At 47.6% G+C, this 17392-nt stretch carries 18 protein-coding genes; 15 read left to right on the plus strand and 3 right to left on the minus strand.

Annotated elements, in window-relative coordinates:
- Positions 1-13 precede the first annotated feature (13 nt).
- The 7 genes from A4V09_RS01200 to A4V09_RS01225 all read left to right on the plus strand — a co-directional run bounded on the left by A4V09_RS01200 (position 14) and on the right by A4V09_RS01225 (position 7202).
- Positions 14-493 carry an MGMT family protein gene (locus A4V09_RS01200; protein WP_065540727.1) on the plus strand — a complete coding sequence of 160 codons (480 nt, stop codon included), beginning with the start codon at positions 14-16 and terminating at the stop codon, positions 491-493.
- Between the two features lie 165 nt (positions 494-658).
- Entirely contained in the window at positions 659-1345 is a 687-nt protein-coding gene (locus A4V09_RS01205) for an ABC transporter ATP-binding protein (protein ID WP_065540728.1), read from the plus strand.
- Entirely contained in the window at positions 1345-3948 is a 2604-nt protein-coding gene (locus A4V09_RS01210) for an ABC transporter permease (protein ID WP_065540729.1), read from the plus strand. The genes A4V09_RS01205 and A4V09_RS01210 overlap by 1 nt, the downstream gene beginning before the upstream one ends.
- Positions 3949-4023: 75 nt before the next feature.
- Positions 4024-4185: a hypothetical protein gene (locus A4V09_RS24100; protein WP_157123430.1), complete on the plus strand. Its 162-nt coding sequence runs from the start codon at positions 4024-4026 to the stop codon at positions 4183-4185.
- A 182-nt stretch (positions 4186-4367) separates the two neighbouring features.
- On the plus strand, positions 4368-4937 hold the full coding sequence (locus A4V09_RS01215) for a helix-turn-helix domain-containing protein (RefSeq protein WP_065540730.1): 570 nt from the start codon (positions 4368-4370) through the stop codon (positions 4935-4937).
- Positions 4931-5650: an ABC transporter ATP-binding protein gene (locus tag A4V09_RS01220; protein ID WP_065540731.1), complete on the plus strand. Its 720-nt coding sequence runs from the start codon at positions 4931-4933 to the stop codon at positions 5648-5650. The genes A4V09_RS01215 and A4V09_RS01220 overlap by 7 nt, the downstream gene beginning before the upstream one ends.
- On the plus strand, positions 5637-7202 hold the full coding sequence (locus A4V09_RS01225; RefSeq protein WP_065540732.1) for a hypothetical protein: 1566 nt from the start codon (positions 5637-5639) through the stop codon (positions 7200-7202). Before A4V09_RS01220 ends, A4V09_RS01225 begins: the two co-directional genes overlap by 14 nt.
- A 175-nt stretch (positions 7203-7377) precedes the next feature.
- On the opposite strand, the gene A4V09_RS01230 is transcribed toward A4V09_RS01225, so the two are convergent.
- The gene (locus A4V09_RS01230) at positions 7378-7584 is read right to left on the minus strand and encodes a hypothetical protein (protein ID WP_065540733.1); all 207 of its coding nucleotides are present in this window, start codon (positions 7582-7584) and stop codon (positions 7378-7380) included.
- A gap of 94 nt (positions 7585-7678) precedes the next feature.
- Positions 7679-8644 (minus strand): phosphotransferase family protein, encoded by a 966-nt coding sequence (locus A4V09_RS01235; protein ID WP_065540734.1) that lies wholly within the window; start codon positions 8642-8644, stop codon positions 7679-7681.
- Positions 8645-8894: 250 nt separating this feature from the next.
- On the opposite strand from A4V09_RS01235, the gene A4V09_RS01240 reads away from it, so the two are divergent.
- The 8 genes from A4V09_RS01240 (at position 8895) to A4V09_RS01275 (ending at position 17155) form a co-directional block, all read left to right on the plus strand.
- A complete protein-coding gene (locus tag A4V09_RS01240) occupies positions 8895-9500 on the plus strand; it encodes a DUF1349 domain-containing protein (protein ID WP_065540735.1) in 606 nt (201 codons plus the stop codon).
- Between the two features lie 611 nt (positions 9501-10111).
- Complete coding sequence (locus tag A4V09_RS01245) at positions 10112-10900, plus strand: ABC transporter ATP-binding protein (protein WP_065540736.1); 789 nt, start codon at positions 10112-10114, stop codon at positions 10898-10900.
- Between the two features lie 13 nt (positions 10901-10913).
- Positions 10914-11717, plus strand: coding sequence for an ABC transporter permease (locus tag A4V09_RS01250; protein WP_065540737.1), 804 nt, complete (start codon positions 10914-10916; stop codon positions 11715-11717).
- A gap of 4 nt (positions 11718-11721) precedes the next feature.
- On the plus strand, positions 11722-12507 hold the full coding sequence (locus A4V09_RS01255; protein ID WP_171286160.1) for an ABC transporter permease: 786 nt from the start codon (positions 11722-11724) through the stop codon (positions 12505-12507).
- 233 nt (positions 12508-12740) lie between these two features.
- The gene (locus tag A4V09_RS01260) at positions 12741-14012 is read left to right on the plus strand and encodes a PocR ligand-binding domain-containing protein (RefSeq protein ID WP_065540738.1); all 1272 of its coding nucleotides are present in this window, start codon (positions 12741-12743) and stop codon (positions 14010-14012) included.
- Between the two features lie 10 nt (positions 14013-14022).
- Positions 14023-14670, plus strand: coding sequence for a cobalamin-dependent protein (locus A4V09_RS01265; RefSeq protein ID WP_065540739.1), 648 nt, complete (start codon positions 14023-14025; stop codon positions 14668-14670).
- 126 nt (positions 14671-14796) lie between these two features.
- Positions 14797-16236 (plus strand): trimethylamine methyltransferase family protein, encoded by a 1440-nt coding sequence (locus A4V09_RS01270; protein ID WP_065540740.1) that lies wholly within the window; start codon positions 14797-14799, stop codon positions 16234-16236.
- A gap of 16 nt (positions 16237-16252) precedes the next feature.
- Positions 16253-17155 carry a DMT family transporter gene (locus A4V09_RS01275; RefSeq protein WP_065540741.1) on the plus strand — a complete coding sequence of 301 codons (903 nt, stop codon included), beginning with the start codon at positions 16253-16255 and terminating at the stop codon, positions 17153-17155.
- A 32-nt stretch (positions 17156-17187) separates the two neighbouring features.
- On the opposite strand, the gene A4V09_RS01280 is transcribed toward A4V09_RS01275, so the two are convergent.
- Positions 17188-17382 carry a hypothetical protein gene (locus A4V09_RS01280; RefSeq protein ID WP_065540742.1) on the minus strand — a complete coding sequence of 65 codons (195 nt, stop codon included), beginning with the start codon at positions 17380-17382 and terminating at the stop codon, positions 17188-17190.
- Between the last annotated feature and the right edge of the window lie 10 nt (positions 17383-17392).

Raw genomic sequence — 17392 nt, forward strand, 5'->3', positions numbered from 1 at the left:
GGAGGTGTCCTATATGGCAAATGAAGATAAAAAGGATTTTAACGCCATGCTGCATAAAGACACAGGTATGCCTAAGGTACAGACCGTGACGGACGAGAAGACAATACAAAAGTATGGGGGAAGCAGGATGTATTTTGCCCCGCCGCTGCATTATGATGAGGTTATGAAGCGTATCCCAAAGGGACGGCTGACCACAGTGGGGGAAATCCGCAGCTATTTTGCCGAAATCGGCCATGCGGACTTTACAGACCCCATCACAGCCGGTATCTTTGTATCTATAGCAGCCTGGGCCAGTTACCAGAGGACTGAGGATATTACGCCTTACTGGCGCACACTGAAGGCCAGCGGGGAGCTGAATCCCAAATATCCCGGCGGAGTGGAGGCTCAAAAGGAAAAACTGGAGGCAGAAGGCCACAGCATTGGGCAGAAGGGCAGAACAAATATAAAATATTATGTGAAGGACTTTGAGAAAGCATTGTACCCTCTGACATAGAAGAAAAGAATATTACAGGATATAAGGCTCTGAGGCAGTACATGCACCAGGGTCTTATTCAACTGTATTCACCCAAAAGTGACGAATCTCTCACTTAAAAGTCACCGGAATGTAATCGGTAAGTTCTATGATATGAGTGAAGTACAAGAAAAGGAGGCTCATAGAATGGAGTTTTTAAAAGTTGATGATCTATGTAAGGTCTATGGCAGGGGGGAGAATCAGGTCACTGCGCTCGATCATGTTTCACTGACTATTGAGAAGGGGGAATTTACTGCGATCATCGGTTCTTCCGGTTCCGGCAAATCTACTTTGCTCCATGCCATTGCCGGTGTGGATGTGCCCACAGACGGGAAGGTGTATCTGAACGGGCAGGATGTGTATTCCCAAAGCAATGAAAAGCTTGCTGTTTTCCGCAGGCGGCAGGTGGGGCTGATCTATCAGTTTCACAATCTCATCCCTACTTTGAATGTGGTGGAAAATATAACGCTGCCTATCCTGATGGATAAGCGCAAAGTCAACAAGGAGCGGCTCAATGACCTGCTGAACCTGCTTGGGCTGCAGGAACGCAGGACGCATTTGCCAAACCAGCTTTCAGGAGGCCAGCAGCAGCGTGTAGCCATTGGGCGCGCCCTGATGAACGCACCCCAGGTCATGCTTGCCGATGAGCCTACAGGCAGCCTGGACAGCCGTAATGGACACGAGATCATCAAACTGCTGAAAGAAAGTAATCAAAAATATGGGCAGACCCTGCTCCTTGTGACCCATGATGAAAATATTGCCCTGCAGGCTAACCGTATCATTGGGATATCTGACGGAAAAGTGGTGCGGGATGAGAGGCAGGTGGCACGGTAATGAACATTTTTCATAAAGTAGCCCTGCAGGGACTAAAAAAGAACCGGACCAGGACCCTTGTAACTATTATCGGGGTTGCCCTGTCAGCCGCCCTGATCACAGCGGTGGCTGCCTTTGCCGTGTCTCTGCAGAATTATATGATAAACGGGGCAGTGGTAAAATACGGGGACTGGCACATTATGTTTCCGGATGTGGATTCCGTTTTTGTACAGGAACAGACTGCTGACAGCAGAGCCGCAGGCGTGACGTCCGCGGAGAATATAGGCTATGCGGTGCTTGAGGGCGGAGAAAATCCTGATAAACCGTATTTATTTATCTCCGGGTTTGACCGGGAAACTTTTGATATGCTTCCAATCAGCATTTTGTCAGGCAGGATGCCGGAGAACGGCAGCGAAATACTTGTCCCGGCCCATGTTGCGGCAAACGGCGGCGTTCAGATTTCGGTTGGCGATACGCTTACCCTTTCGGTGGGAGCCCGCCAGGCCGGGGATGAGAGACTCAGCCAGCACGATCCTTACCGGGCAGGTGAGGAAATGCTGGTTTCCACGGCAGAGAAAACCTATACGGTTGTGGGGATCTGCCAAAGGCCGTCTTTTGAGGAGTACGCTGCACCGGGATACACGCTGATAACTATGGCAGATGAGGCAGAGACAGCAGGACGTTTCAGCGCGTTTGTTACCATGGAGAAACCGGGACAGGTCCGTTCTTACGCCAAGAGCGTGGGGGAAGGCCATGCTTATGTGCTGAATGATGATGTACTGCGTTTTATGGGGATTTCAGACGATAAGCTGTTCAATACAATACTTTATTCCATTGGTATCATAATGGCTGCCCTGGTTATGCTGGGGTCTGTATTTTTGATCTATAATTCCTTTCATATCTCATTAAATGAACGTACACATCAGTTTGGTATTTTAATGTCAGTCGGCGCTACGGAAAAGCAGCTTAGAAATTCTGTGCTGTTTGAAGGGATCTGTATCGGCGCGATCGGTATTCCAATGGGCATTCTGATCGGTATTCCGGGTATCAAGCTGGTACTTGCTCTTGTGGCAAAGAACTTTGCCAACGTACTTTATGCCAATGTACCACTGACTTTGAAGGTGTCGGTTCCCGCGCTTTTGGCGGCTGGGGTGATCAGTATGATAACCATTCTGATCTCAGCCTATATTCCGGCAAAGAAGGCGGCAAGAACACCTGTGATGGAGTGTATCCGCCAGACCAATGAGATCAAGGTGGACGCCAAACACGTAAAGACAGGAAAATTCACACGGCGTTTCTACGGCCTGGAGGGAATCCTGGCATCAAAAAATTTCAAGAGAAATAAGAGGCGGTACCGCAGTATTATCTTATCTCTGACTCTGAGCGTGCTTCTGTTTGTGGCATCCAGCTCTTTTGTTACAGACTTGAAACAGGCATCAGAACAGGCAAAGGTGGTCACTGACTTTGATATCGGCCTTGATGCCAAGAATATGGATGACGGGGAAATGCTGGAGATTTTCGAGAAGCTGAAAACAGCCAAAGATGTTACGGGAAGCTCCTATCAGTCTGTTATGAAGTACACCTGCGCGGTTTCCACGGAAGAACTCTCAGAGGATTACCGGAAGTCTGCGAATGGAGTGCTGCAGGAGGGGACAGAGAATCTGTCCGCTGAAATTCAGTTTCTTGACGACAACACCTTTCTGAAAATTGCGCAGGATCTGGGTCTGTCGTTAGGTGAATATACCATGAAGGATACCGGCATGGGGGAAGAGGTGAAGCTGATCGCTGTTGCTAAAATGGAGGATAACAGCGGAGAGGCTGAAGATGTGAGCCAGCTTGCTGATCTGTTCAGGAATCCTACCGAGGAGGTCACTGTCATTCCGAAAGCAAATGGGAAGCCAATTATGGAATGGGGACAAAATGTAAGAATTACCTGTGTGGAAACCGTACCTCCGGACACCCCGTCCTTTTCGGGCAGCTATGAGCAGCAGCCATACTTTTTTCAGATCATGGCACCCTGGTCTCTTAAAGACAAGCTTGTACCACCCAATCTTTTGGTGGATGTCAGAGGCAAAGGCCTTACCTTTTTATCGGATGTTCCGGCACAGTCCACAGCACAGATGCAGGACATATTAGATGGGACAGGGATCACCTCGGACTACACGCTGCAAAATATCTACGGCCTTTTGGATCAAACCCGCAATATACTTTTCATCGTGAATCTGTTTGCGGTTGTCTTTATCACCATGATCTCGCTGATCGCGGTGGCCAATGTGTTCAACACCATTTCCACTAACATCAAACTGCGGAGACGTGAGTTTGCCATGCTCCGCTCTGTGGGTATGTCGGACCGGGATTTCAATAAGATGATGCGTTTTGAGTGCGTTCTTTATGGGCTGCGGACCCTGTTGTTCGGACTGCCCATCTCTGCCATCTTCTCCTGGATCATTTATAAGGGAATGGTTATGGGGGGAGGTACGAAGATCGCATTTATATTTCCATGGAGCAGCCTGGCCATCAGTATACTTGGCGTTTTCCTGGTGATATTTATCACTATGCTGTACGCAACAGAGAAGATACGAAAAGAAAATATCATAGATGCACTTAGGGATGATATGGGCTGATCCTGTAAAGGCAGCCGGTTGAGAGACCGGAGGACTGGAGTTTGAAAGGATGACCATGAAAAGAAGAAATCCGCTGTGCTGGCAGGGATTCCCAACGCGCCGTCTGTCTATTTACTGGAGGTCAATAAAGAGCTGGCTTCCCAGCGTGTGGATCAAGTGCTGAACAGCATGGTACGGCACAAGATCATCACCCGGGAGGAAGCCGACACAATAAGAAGCATGGATGACAGCGATTAAGAGGAGAGTATAGCATGATAAAAAACGCACTGGAAACGGTGCGTTTTTGCGTGTCCGTAAATATTTACCAGATGCAGGAAAGGTATTGACAGAAGGGGAATAATGTATTAGTATTAAAAATGAGAATATTATATGAATTGAGAATAATAAGCGGCAGTATGTGAGAAAGGGAGGTGCATCAAATGGATGGAACGGACCTGGCAAAAATAGTTATGAATCCGGTGAGAATGCGGATCGCCCAGTATCTTCTTCTCCATGAACACGGCACAACCGTGCAGATTGGGGAAGAGTTGAGCGACGTGCCAAAGGCCAGCCTGTACAGGCATATGAGGATCCTGGAGGATGCGGGGCTGATACAGGTGGTGCAGGAGAACAAAAAACGGGGAACTGTGGAGAAGGTTTATAAGCTCAATCAGGATAACCCTTTGGACAGCAAGGAACCGGGGAAAGAGGAGATCGGACAGCTTATACACAGCTCCCTTTTAGGGATCATGGGGGAATTCCAGCGGTATCTGAAGAGAGATGATGTGGATCCGCGGAAGGATATGATATCTCTGTCATCTGTGGTTCTTCTTTTGTCAGACGAAGAATTTCAGGAGTTTTTTGGAAAGCTGGGGGAACTCTACAGCAGTGTTCTGGATCATCAGCCGGACGGGAAGCGGAAGCCGAGAAAACTGACCCTTATCTCATCCCCTGTAACAGAAGAAAAGAAAAAGAAAGAAGGCCTGGGCCGGGAGGAAAGAAAATGTTAGAGATCAGAAATTTTTCAAAGACTTATAAAGGTGGAAAGCGTGCGGTCAGTGACCTGAACCTGCATGTGGAGGCTGGGGATATCTACGGTTTTATCGGACATAACGGGGCAGGCAAGAGTACCACCATAAAGGCAGTGGTAGGTGTTCTGGAATTCGAGGAGGGCGAGATCCTGATTGACGGCAGGGATATCAGGAAGTCACCTGTGGAATGTAAGCAGATACTGGCTTATATTCCGGATAATCCTGATCTGTATGAGCATTTAACAGGAATCCAGTACCTGAATTTTGTAGGTGACATTTACGGGGTTGGGGCAAAAGAGAGGAAAGACCTGATCCAGAAATACGGTGATATGCTGGAAATCACCAGCAGCCTTGGGGACTTGATCTCTTCCTATTCCCATGGAATGAAACAGAAGACAGCCCTTATCTCCGCACTGATCCACAAACCTAAACTCATGGTGCTGGATGAGCCGTTTGTAGGGCTTGACCCCAAGGCAACCCATACACTGAAGGAAGTCATGCATGAGATGTGTGAGAACGGCAGCGCGATCTTTTTTTCCACCCATGTTCTGGATGTTGCGGAGAAACTTTGTAATAAGATAGCGATCATCAAGGGCGGAAGCCTGATGGTGGCAGGCACCACGAAAGAGCTGACCCAGGAGGAATCTCTGGAAAGCCTGTTCCTGGAGGTGATCGACCATGACAAAGAGTAAATGCTGGCTGCTTTTTAAGACCCAGATGAAAAATGAATTCGGCAGGAGCCTGAAATCCAAGGGGCGTAAAATAACCTTCTTTGCGGTAGGCCTGGTTGTATTGATGATTGCCTTTTACGCCTATATGCTTGCCTACGGCCTGGGAAGCATGGGAATGGAAGAAGTGATCCCCAGCTACGGCGTTGCCATCACAGGGCTGATCACCTTGTTCTTTACCGCGCTCAAGACAAACGGGGTATTGTTTGCCTATAAGGAATATGACATGATGATGTCCTTTCCGGTGAAAACCAGCACGGTGATAGCCAGCCGATTTCTGACTATGTATGTGCTGAACCTGCTTCTGACAGCGGTTGTCCTGATCCCTATGGGGGTCGGATATGCGCTCTATGCAGTCCCGGGTGTGGGATTTTATCCGGAATGGATACTGGGGATACTGGCAGCACCGCTGATCCCCACCACGCTTGCGGCTCTGCTTGGCACACTTATCATTCTCTTTTCATCCAGATTTAAATATGCAAACGCGGTGGTTACAGTGATTTCCATTGCCGCCACACTTGCGGTGCTGGTGCTGTCTATGGGAATGGGACAGTTTGCGGAAGATCTGGATATGAGCCAGATCCATTCTATCATTGAAATGATCCTGGAGCAGGTCCACAGGCTCTATCCGCCTGCAGCCCTGTTTTTCCACGGGATCGTCAGGGGAGATATTGTGGATATGGCCGGCTTTTTATTGGGGTCCCTTTTGTGGTTTTATCTTTTTGTAAAGCTGATATCCCCGGTTTATAAAAGGCTGAACACCTCACTGGTGACTTATCATTCCCGTTCAGATTATAAGCTGACAGAGCTGAAGGCATCATCCCAGATAAATGCCCTCTACCGGAAAGAATTGAAACGCTTCTTTTCCTCCACGATCTACTGCCTGAATATGGGGATGGGGTGTCTGATGACCCTTGTTCTTACAGTTGCCATGACCTTTATAAGCAGTGAACAGCTTGACGCAATGACAGGGATCCCCAACATGACAGAAATGGTATCCAGGGTTCTGCCATTTGCAGTCAGCGCTTTGCTGTCCATGAGCTGTACTACCTGTATTTCCCTGTCATTGGAGGGTAAGAACCTGTGGATATTAAAATCCATGCCCATTGATGATATGACCATTTGCAAAAGCAAGATTTTAATGAACCTTACCCTGCAGATCCCGGCTGCTCTGCTGGCGGCCCTGGTCATCAATATCCGGTTCCCCCTGACACTGTCCATGAGGATCCTCATGTTTGCAACCCCTGTGGTGTGTGCGCTTTTTAATACCCTGTGGGGGATGTTCATCAATCTGAAAATGCCGGATTACAACTGGACTTCCGAGACTGTACTGGTGAAGCAGAGTCTGCCGGCTATGGCAGGTATGCTGGGCGGACTTGTGGGAGGCATAATTCCGGTGCTGGCTGTTTTGGTGTTACAGAAAATAGATGCAGGCCTGCTTACAGCAGCCATCACAGCAGTTGTTCTGCTGGGCGCCTGGGGACTTTGGGGGCAGATCAAAAAATCAAAGATTTGATATTCTGCCTCACCAGAAAAAGGATGCTACTGTTCAAGTCAAGGGACTCCGCATTGTCAGGCAGATCGTGGAGGCAGTGTGGAATTTGTAAAAAAGGAATGGGAGGATGGATACGCAGCAGAGATCCATATGCAGACAGACGCCCGGAATGGTGTTCCGGGCATCTGGGCAGAAATTATTTTTCTTTTTTCTTTTCTTTTTGAGTATTTTCCATGGATGCGGGATAATTGTTTCCGTTGTTATTGCCGCAGCTAATGCCTTTCCTTACGGGAGCGAAAAGAAATCCTTTGATAACGCCCAGATAAAAGAAACAGTGGATCATCAGGATTTTTTCTGCAAGTGTCCAGTCTCTTTTGAAGAACTCTTTGATTTTTTCTAACATAGCGCAGTGATCTCCTTTGATAAATTTGGGTGAATAGTAATGGTTCTGTTTTTCAGTATAAGGTATAAAAGGAGTAATGTAAACGGGAGCAGCGTCAGAATAGATAATGCAATACTCTGTTGTAGCCGTTTTTATACTGCTCCGCCTGATTGTACTCGGCTTTTCCCACATAAGTGTCGATCAGGTCGTAAACAAGGTTGTAGTATTTTCTGCGTTCTGTTCTCTCGGGAGAAAGATAAGCAGCTTTGTCTATCTGATAGCCCTCCAGAAAACTATCAGTGATCATCCATCCTGAGGCCATTTCAAAGTCAGGGTCACCCCATATTGCCCGGTCTCCGTCTATAATTGCAGCTAGGCTCCAGGAATCCTTGTTCATTTTCAACAGCAGGTTACCTTCCCAGAGGTCTGTGTGAACCAGGCATGGAAGGGTGATCTTATCAAACAGCGGCTTATTTTCGGAGAACAGGGAGAGGATTGCATCCGCTTCCTGCCGGGTAAAGGCATTGTGATTTACAGAGCGTTCCAGAATGTCAGAGACATAGTGGTGCAGAAAAGCATACCAGGACGTAAAACCACGGTCATGCATACAGTCATAGATACATCCGAACTGCCGGGAAGTGATGCTGTGCATGACTGCCGCTAACCGGCCTGCCTCCTTATGAAGACTTTTCTTTTCCTCTTCGGGAAGACCTGCTTTTAACAGGACTGTGCTGTCCAAATATTCCGTCAGCATAAAATCCCTGCCCAGCAGACTGTGGGTTGTGTCTGTGACCAGGATGCGGGGACAGGGAATGTCATGGCTTTCAAATAGCTCGTATACATGGGCTTCCGCTTCCATCAGATGCTCCTCAAAACCAAGAAGCAGGTGACGGTTTACCGGACCAAGGCGGAGAATGACCTTTTTATTGTCGGGGCCGCAGACTAATTGGTATGTGGTATTAAAAAGTCCGCCTTCCATGAGCCGGGCTTCCCTGATGTCCCGTGTGTTAAGGTGGCGGGAGGTGATTCTTTTCATATCTTCCGGGGTGATCTCCCGGAAAAGGCTGCTTTCTGTATTCATTTGTTTCATTTCCTCCTTTGGGAGCTGTCTCCGATGACCTTTTTGATCCGGCGTCCGGAGCAGAGATTTTAACTTATCATATAAAATGTGTGAGGGACTGCCCAGTGTAAAAATTCCAGTTTTACCATCTAAACTTGATATATAAAAATGGGCAGGGTATAATAAGAATCATTATGCGGAATTTACTGGGTTTGAGCTGATCTTAGGTATATAAAGTTCACACTACCAAAGGGATAGGGGAGGAAATAAAATGAATTTAAAAGAGTTTAAATGGACGCGTAAGCCAAAGAGCTATAAAATATGTGATGATAAAATTGAAATTGTAACAAAACCCCATACGGATTTGTGGCAGAGAACTTATTATCATTTTCAAAATGATAATGCCCCGGTTTTACAGCTTGAAACGGATGAAAAATATTTTAGTTTTGTTGTAAAAGCAGATTTTGCAGAAAGTCATCATAGATTTGATCAATGCGGTGTCGTTATGTATCTGGACAGCGAAAACTGGTTAAAAGGCTCTATAGAGTATGAAAATGAAGCATACCAGCATCTGGGAAGTGTTGTAACCAATCATGGATATTCGGATTGGGCTACTACCGCTATAGATGCTTCTGTTAAATCCATGTGGTATCGTTTAAGCAGAAGAGAAGATGATTATTGTATAGAGTGTTCTTTTGACGGGATTACTTTTAGCCAGATGAGAGTGTGCCATATGTTTAAGGGCGGGGAAAAAGTTGCCTTTGGCATTTATGCCTGTTCCCCGGAAGACTCTTCCTTTAAAGCAGTTTTCACTCATATGCAAATCATGGAATGCCAGTGGAAAGCACATGATGGACAGCAGCCGGATATGGATTAAAGGGTAAAAACGGAGCTGTACACCACCTTATAATTTAAATGTAGGACAGGGCTGTCGCACGTTTTAGTGCTTCAGCCCCTTTAAAGAACCGGATTATTCAATGCCCGATTTGATGGATGAAATGATATTATATTCACGGTACAATATATGTAGAGTTCGTTGGGGGAATATTCCCATGCGGCCTGGTGCATCTGAATTTTCACATGAAACCGTAGTCCTGATATAACTGCATCCGATCATCTTTGTTCTCTGCCGCATGAAGGATTTTATCCAACCCATTTTCTGCCGCCAGCTTTTCCACTACTTTTTCATACGGTCAGCGCAGTAAATGCGCAGACCTGTCTGAACTGTTACTTAAAATGACCATCTATGAACCAACATCGGCAATGTGGCGGGAGAGGATTGAGGAACTTTAAACAGCGCCGGGAATGGTGCTGCCGCTGTGTGAGGAAATCCGAAAGCTGACTTGACACTGGTCTGTGAGAGTGCTACACTAAAATTCCTTTCCAAAGGATCGGAAAGCTCTACCACGGGTTTCCCTGGCAAAATCCAGGGATATAGTGACCGCTTGGCAAGATATTTTTAATATTACTACCAGGAGGAAAAACAAAATGATCGAAGTGCAGCATCTGTGCAAAACCTTCCGCGTGGCAAAGCGCGGTGCAGGATTTGGACAGGCAGTAAAGACTCTGTTCCATCGGGAATATGAGGAAGTGAAGGCGCTGGATGACGTCTCCTTTTCCATCAGGGAGGGAGAAATGGTTGGGTATATTGGCCCAAACGGCGCGGGAAAGTCATCTACCATTAAAATCCTCAGCGGAATCCTTACTCCGGACAGCGGCGTGTGCCGGATCAGCGGAAAGGTTCCCTGGAAGGACCGTACGGCTCACGTAAAGGATATCGGTGTTGTCTTTGGACAGCGGACGCAGCTTTGGTGGGATGTGCCGGTCATGGATTCTTATGAGCTTCTGAAGGACATTTACAGCATATCTAATGACACATATCAGTCCAATCTGGAGGAGCTTACTTCCCTGCTGAATTTATCAGAACTGCTGAAAACACCGGCCAGACAGTTGTCCCTGGGCCAAAGAATGCGCTGTGAGATCGCGGCATCTCTGCTTCACAGCCCCAAGATTTTGTTTCTTGACGAACCCACCATTGGACTGGATGCAGTGTCAAAGCTGGCGGTGCGGGATTTTATTGTGAAATGCAATGAGAAATATCATACCACCGTCATCCTGACCACCCACGATATGCAGGACATTGAAGCGCTGACAAACAGAATTATTCTCATTGGCAAAGGGAAGATCCTGCTGGACGGTACCCTTTTTGATATACCGGGAGTGGGAAAGGGGTTGGACCAGGCAGTGGCGGATTTATACCGTCGTTTCCGTATATAAGGGGGCGGTGTATATGAAAAAGTATCTGTCTTTTTTCCGGCTCCGTTTCTCCATGGGGCTTCAGTACCGTGCCGCAGCGGCAGCCGGGGTCGTGACTCAGTTTGCTTGGGGAGGCATGGAAGTGCTGGTATTCCGTGCATTTTACCGGGCAGACCCAGGGGCTTTTCCCATGACGCTGCAGGCGACCTGTTCCTACATATGGCTTCAGCAGGCATTTCTGGCCCTGTTCATGGCCTGGCTTATGGAAAATGAAATCTTTGACTGTATCAGAAACGGCAATGTCTCCTATGAGATGTGCCGCCCTCTGGATATTTATAACATGTGGTTTACAAGAAGTGTGGCCAACCGTGTTTCAAAGGCAGTTCTGCGGTGTATGCCTATTTTGTTTGTAGCTGCAGTGGTTCCCGCCCCTTATGGCATAACACTGCCTGTTTCCCCGGAGGCAGCCGTTTTGTTTGCGGCGGGTATGGTGTTGGGAGTGCTGGTAGTGACAGCGTTCTGTATGCTTGTGTATGTGATCACCTTTTTCACCATTTCACCGGATGGGGTGCGGATGGTGGCAGTCTCGGCAGTGGAACTGCTGGCCGGAAGTATCATACCCATTCCCTTCTTCCCGGATTCTGTGAGAAAGATTCTGGAACTGCTGCCCTTTGCAGCCATGCAGAATGTGCCTCTTCGTATTTACAGCGGGGATCTGGCAGGAGAGGCGGCAGTAACTGCGCTTTTGCTGCAGGTATTCTGGCTGGTAGTTCTGGTTCTTATGGGAAAGCTTCTGATGCGCAGGGCAGAGAAGAAGATTTCCGTGCAGGGAGGGTGAGAGGATGGGATATTTGCGGTTATATAAAAAGTATCTGCAGATCCAGATACAGAGCATGATGCAGTACAAAGCCTCCTTTTGCCTTACGGCTGTGGGGCAGTTTCTGGTGTCCTTCAATGTGTTTCTGGGTGTGTATTTTATGTTTCAGAGATTCCATGAGGTGGAGGGATTTACATACAGCCAGGTGCTTCTGTGTTTTGCGGTCACACTGATGGAGTTTTCTCTGGCGGAAGCTTTTGCCAGAGGGTTTGATACCTTTTCCTCCACGATCAGCAACGGGGAGTTTGACAGGATCATGGTGCGGCCGAGAAATGAGATCTTCCAGGTGCTGGCAGGCAGGATCGAGCTTACCAGGATCGGAAGAATGCTGCAGGCAGTGGTGATGTTTGCATACGGGATCGCCAAAAGCCATGTGGAGTGGACATGGGATAAAGTGCTGACTGTGGTGTTCATGCTGCTTGGAGGGACTGGGGTTTTTACCGGGATTTTTCTGATTTACGCGGCAGTCTGTTTCTTTACCATCGAAGGGCTGGAATTTATGAATGTGCTTACAGACGGGGCACGGGAATATGGAAAATATCCGGTTGCCATTTATGGAAAGAGAGTTTTACAGTTCTGTACTTTTGTTGTGCCCTATGCGCTGATCCAGTATTATCCGCTTTGTTATATATTGGAGCAGGACAGCAGAAGATTTTATATGTTCCTGCCGCTTTTGGGAGGTGTTTTTCTGCTGCCTTGTTTTGTTCTGTGGAAGATAGGGGTGAGGCATTATAAGTCGGTAGGGAGCTGAGGTAACAGTTCAGCTTTTCTCTGTCCTGCGAGGTGCTGCCTTGTAATTGCAAGGCAATCCCGAGACAGCCACGCGCCAGACTGCGGTTTATGCAGTCTGTGTGCATGTTTTTGCTGCTATGAAGACGGAAGGCTGAATAGTAACGAGCTGAGTGATGCGCAGCAGAGTCCGGGTTTACTTTTTCTGCCGCCGGCGGTAGAATAGGGATAAGAGCAAGAGTCCGGAGGAAGGATATGGCAGAGGGATACGAACATTCAGAGGAAAAAGATTATCTGGAAGAGATGCTGGATAATTTTGCAAAAGCCACAGAGCTGGGAATCATAGCGGTCAACACTTACGGCGAAGTTTTCCTTGCCAGTAAGGACTACTATGCGTGTGCATACTGCCGCCAGGTACAGAATACAGAGGTGGGGAGGGCGCGCTGCAGACGTACCTACAAGAAGGCGTGCAAGCAGGCATTTTTGTGGCGGGAGCCGTATTTTTTTGTATGCCATGCCGGACTTGTCATGTGGGCAGTCCCAATCTATGCGGATGGGACGGAGGTGGGGGCTGTCATGTGCGGACAGGTCCTTTTGTGGGAACCGGACCATATTTTCTGCCAGGATGCGGAGAAATTCTGCCTTAATGAGAACGATAGGCGGGAAATGGCCCAGGGCGTGAAAAAGCTGCGCGTGATCTCTGCAAACCAGTGTCAGTCCTCTGCGAATCTCCTTCAGGTCATGATGCAATATCTTTCCAAGACACAAAACGCCATTTTCATGGACCAGAAGAATCTTATGAGCTGGCGTGACGCCATGACCGCCAGGATAGAAGAGAGAAAAAAGACACTGGAAAACGAAAAATTTGACTGGTCAGTTTATCTGAAAAGGGAGAAACGCTATCTCCAGTATGTGCGAATGGCTGACAAGGAAAAAATACAGAACATGCTGGAGATGCTCTTCACGGATATAGAGATACTGTGTTCCTACGACAAATCTCTTGTGAAGTCGGCGCTCCATGATTTTATGGCAGTGACTGCCAGGGCTATTGTGGAGGCCGGGGCGGACAGCGAGGTGGTCATGAACGGTGTGAAACATTACAGGCAGGATATGAAGCGTGTGGAGAACATTGAGGAGATGATGGAACTCACCTATCGGATGCTGAACCGCTGGTTTGACAGCATTTACCTTCTGGGGACAGATGATCATATCAGTGTCATGAAAAATGTCAGAGAGTACATAGAAGAGAATTTTGACAGAAAAATCACCCTGGATGATATCTGCAGCCATGTATTTTTAAGCAGATCCTATCTCTGTACCTTATTTCGGCAGAAGACCGGGGGGACCATAAATGATTATATTCTGAGGGTCAGGATTGAAAAATCCATAGAACTAATGGGAAACAGGGAATTAAGTATAAAAGAGATCATGAAACAATGCGGCTTTGAAAGCCAGAGTTATTATACAAAAACATTCCATAGGCTGATAGGGGTCAATCCGGGACAGTACAGGAACAAGTTCTTATAGGAGATGCAGAATGGACATATATGAAGAGATCAGACGGAACCTCCTGAGCGGGAAGGCCGATGAGGTGGTAAATTTGGTAAAAAAAGCGATCGCTGTCTGTTATCCTCCGGAATCGTTGCTGAAGGAAGGGCTGATTCTGGGTGTAGATACACTGGCGTATAAGTTCCGCAATAGTGAAGTCTGTGTACCGGAGGCGCTGAGGGTGGCCCGTGCGCTGAATGCAGGTCTCAGTTGTCTGACCCCTTATCTGGACCAGGGAGGTGCCAGGCAGTGCACAGCCGTGATCGGTACCGTTGAGGGGGATATGCATGATATTGGAAAGAATCTGGTCAAGATATACCTCTCTACCCTTAACATAGATATTGTGGATTTAGGTGTGGATGTGAGCAGAGAGGAATTTGCCCAGGCAGCCATGGAGTATGATGCCAGACTTGTCATGGCTTCGGCACTTCTGCCGACAACGGTCTGTGAGTTGAAGGCCGTGATAGAGGAGTTGGAGAAGTCAGGAATCAGGGACAAGGTTGTGGTCTTCGTGGGAGGTCTGTCCGTGAGTAAAGAATACGCGGAGGAAATCGGAGCGGATTATTATACCAGGGATGCCATGGAACTGCGGGATTTCCTGAACAAAAATTTATGCAAAATCCTGAAAGAAATATAGAGCAATAAATAGAAAAATACAGCAAAAGTAATAGGCCCTGTTCTGTGGTATCCTGAATGTATCAAAAGAAGATGCGTATCGGGGATACAACAGAACAGGGTTTTTATTTTATGGAGGAGGAAAAACATGAGACCATTGATCAAATATCTAAGTGACGGGGAAGTCGTACGGGTACATGAAAAAGCATTGGAGATGCTGGAAAATCTGGGGATGAAATTTGAGGGTGCAGAGGCAAGGGAATATTTTGCAAAAGCCGGGGCAGAAGTATCCGGACAGATCGTAAAGATACCCCGCAGCATTATTGAGGAAGGACTGAAGACGGTTCCCAAGAGAGAGGAGTTCGTTTTATACGGAAGGACTCCCCACAAAGACGTACATGTAAAAGACAGGGTTCCGTCTCTGGCTGCCATGACCATGGCTACCCACGTACTGGACCCGGAGACCGGGCTGCGCAGAAAAGCTACGGACAGAGACCTTGCTCTGATCACAAGAATCATGGAAAAGCTGGATACTGTAACGATCGCCAGTGCGCTGGTCACACCTCAGGATGTGCCTATGGCAGCGTCAGACTGGTATACCTGGGCCACTTCCATCAAAAATACTACAAAGCATATCACCGGGGGAGCTGTGGGAAAAGAGGGTGTGCGGGATGCTATAAAAATGGCCAGCCTGGCAGTGGGAAGCGAAGAAGAATTCCTGAAAAGGCCATTTATATCCTTCTGGGTCCTGACCATGCCGCCGCTCCGTGTGGATGAGAATACATCGAATGTTTTAATGGAAGCAGCCGTTCATAAAGTTCCCTCTGTTATCAGTTCCGGTGGAATCCTGGGTATGACATCACCTATGTCAGTGGAGAGCGCACTGGTGCATACCCATGCGGAGACACTGGCTTGTATTGCCCTGTCACAGTTAGTGAATCCGGGAGCGCCTGTGATCTATTCCAGCTATGTGCGCAGTATGGATATGAAGACCATGTGTATCAATATGTCCTCACCGGAGAGTATCATCATGAAGGTGGGCATGTCACAGATGGGAGAGTATGTGGGACTGCCTACGAAGATGCCGGCCAATCTGCGTGACGGCAAGGTACTGGATGCACAGGCCGGATTTGAGACCGGAATGGGCGGACTTGCGGGAGCATTGAGCTGTGACTTCATCGTTTCCATGCAGCTTGACATGGACCTTATGGTGGACTTCGCGGATATGATATATTCGGATGAGTGTATGCAGATCCTCCAGAGGATGGCCCGCCCTCTCAGTTTTGACGATGAGACGCTGGCATATGACAATATGGAGGAGGTAGGTCCAGGTAATACATTCCTGGAGACAGACCATACATTTGAGCATTTTAAAGAGGAGATTTGGATGCCGAGATACATGGAAAGGGGAACCTGGGAGAACTGGGAGGCAAACGGCAGCCGTGATATCCGTAAAGTATGCGCGGAGAAGGTGAATGGCATGCTGAAAGAATTAGAGGACCATGAAATCCTGCCCAAAGATGTGCGGGATGCCATTGACGCTGTGGCGGCAGGCTCCACCGAGAAGGCGAAGAACATCAAGCGTTAGAGGGGAGAGAATGCTTATGGATAAGACTAAAGGCAAGACCATAGGGCTGCTGGCCATGGTGGTAGTCGTCACGATTTACGGTGTGTCTTATATTTCCAGAGCTGTGATCAGTGAATACCTTCCTACGGTAGTGATTCTGGGAATCCAGATGGCTATTATGACGATTTTGTTTACCGGATATAATCTTTTAACGAAAAAGATGATGAAGGTTAAGACAAAGGATTGGGGTCTTATCATCCTGTCCGGCTTGTTTGGCACAACCTTTTTCCATGGTTTCACGATTTTGAGCGTTACTTCCATAGGAGCTACGGTTTCGTCCCTGCTCTTTGGATTTGCGGCTGTTTTCGCACTGATCATGGAAATTGTGTTTTTCCACAGGAAGAAGACAAAATTGGGGATTTTGGGAATCTTGATCTCCCTTATAGGGGTATATATCCTGATGGGTGTAAAAATAGGGGACCTGATGTCCACCAATTTCAAGGGATATGCCCTGTGCCTTCTGAGCACTGTTTCCTGGGTGGTCTACTGCTTCCTGACAGACAGGATATCATCCGGTTACGAGAAGACGGTATTGCTGAACTACCAGGCGCTTGTGGGCGCTGTCACCACACTGCCGTTTTTATTCTTCTATCAGATAGAGCCGTCGGTTTTGGCAAAACCTTCCGTCTTCATGAATTTGATCGTGCTGGGTGTGTTTAATTCTACATTTGCTTATTTTTTAAATATCTTTGCAATCAAAAAGATTGGAGTACTGCTGTCGAATCTGATGCTGGATTTTCTGCCCGTGGTCACGATCCTGATCTCACTTGTGCTGTACAAGACCATACCTACAGCCAATCAGATAATCGGAGGTATTATTATTCTGGCTTCTGTGTTCATGCTGGATAAAGACCAGAGGAATCTGGATGCGCAGTCATGAAATAAAGAAGAGATAGCAGAAAGTGGACTGTCTCAAACATCCCCCACAATATCCTGCAGTGCCTCCAAAAAGCAGAGTGCCAGTTTACTTATCATCATATGTTCATTGCGGATCTGGCCCACAGTGAGTTTCCCTTGTCCATCTATGGGAATATAGATCCAGCTTTCATCATTCAGGGTGCCGGGGGAGGCGCCTGCTGTAATACAGCAGGCGTCGCTGTAGAGCATCAGGCTTGTT

It is taken from the genome of Blautia pseudococcoides (assembly GCF_001689125.2).
GTDB lineage: Bacteria > Bacillota > Clostridia > Lachnospirales > Lachnospiraceae > Blautia > Blautia pseudococcoides.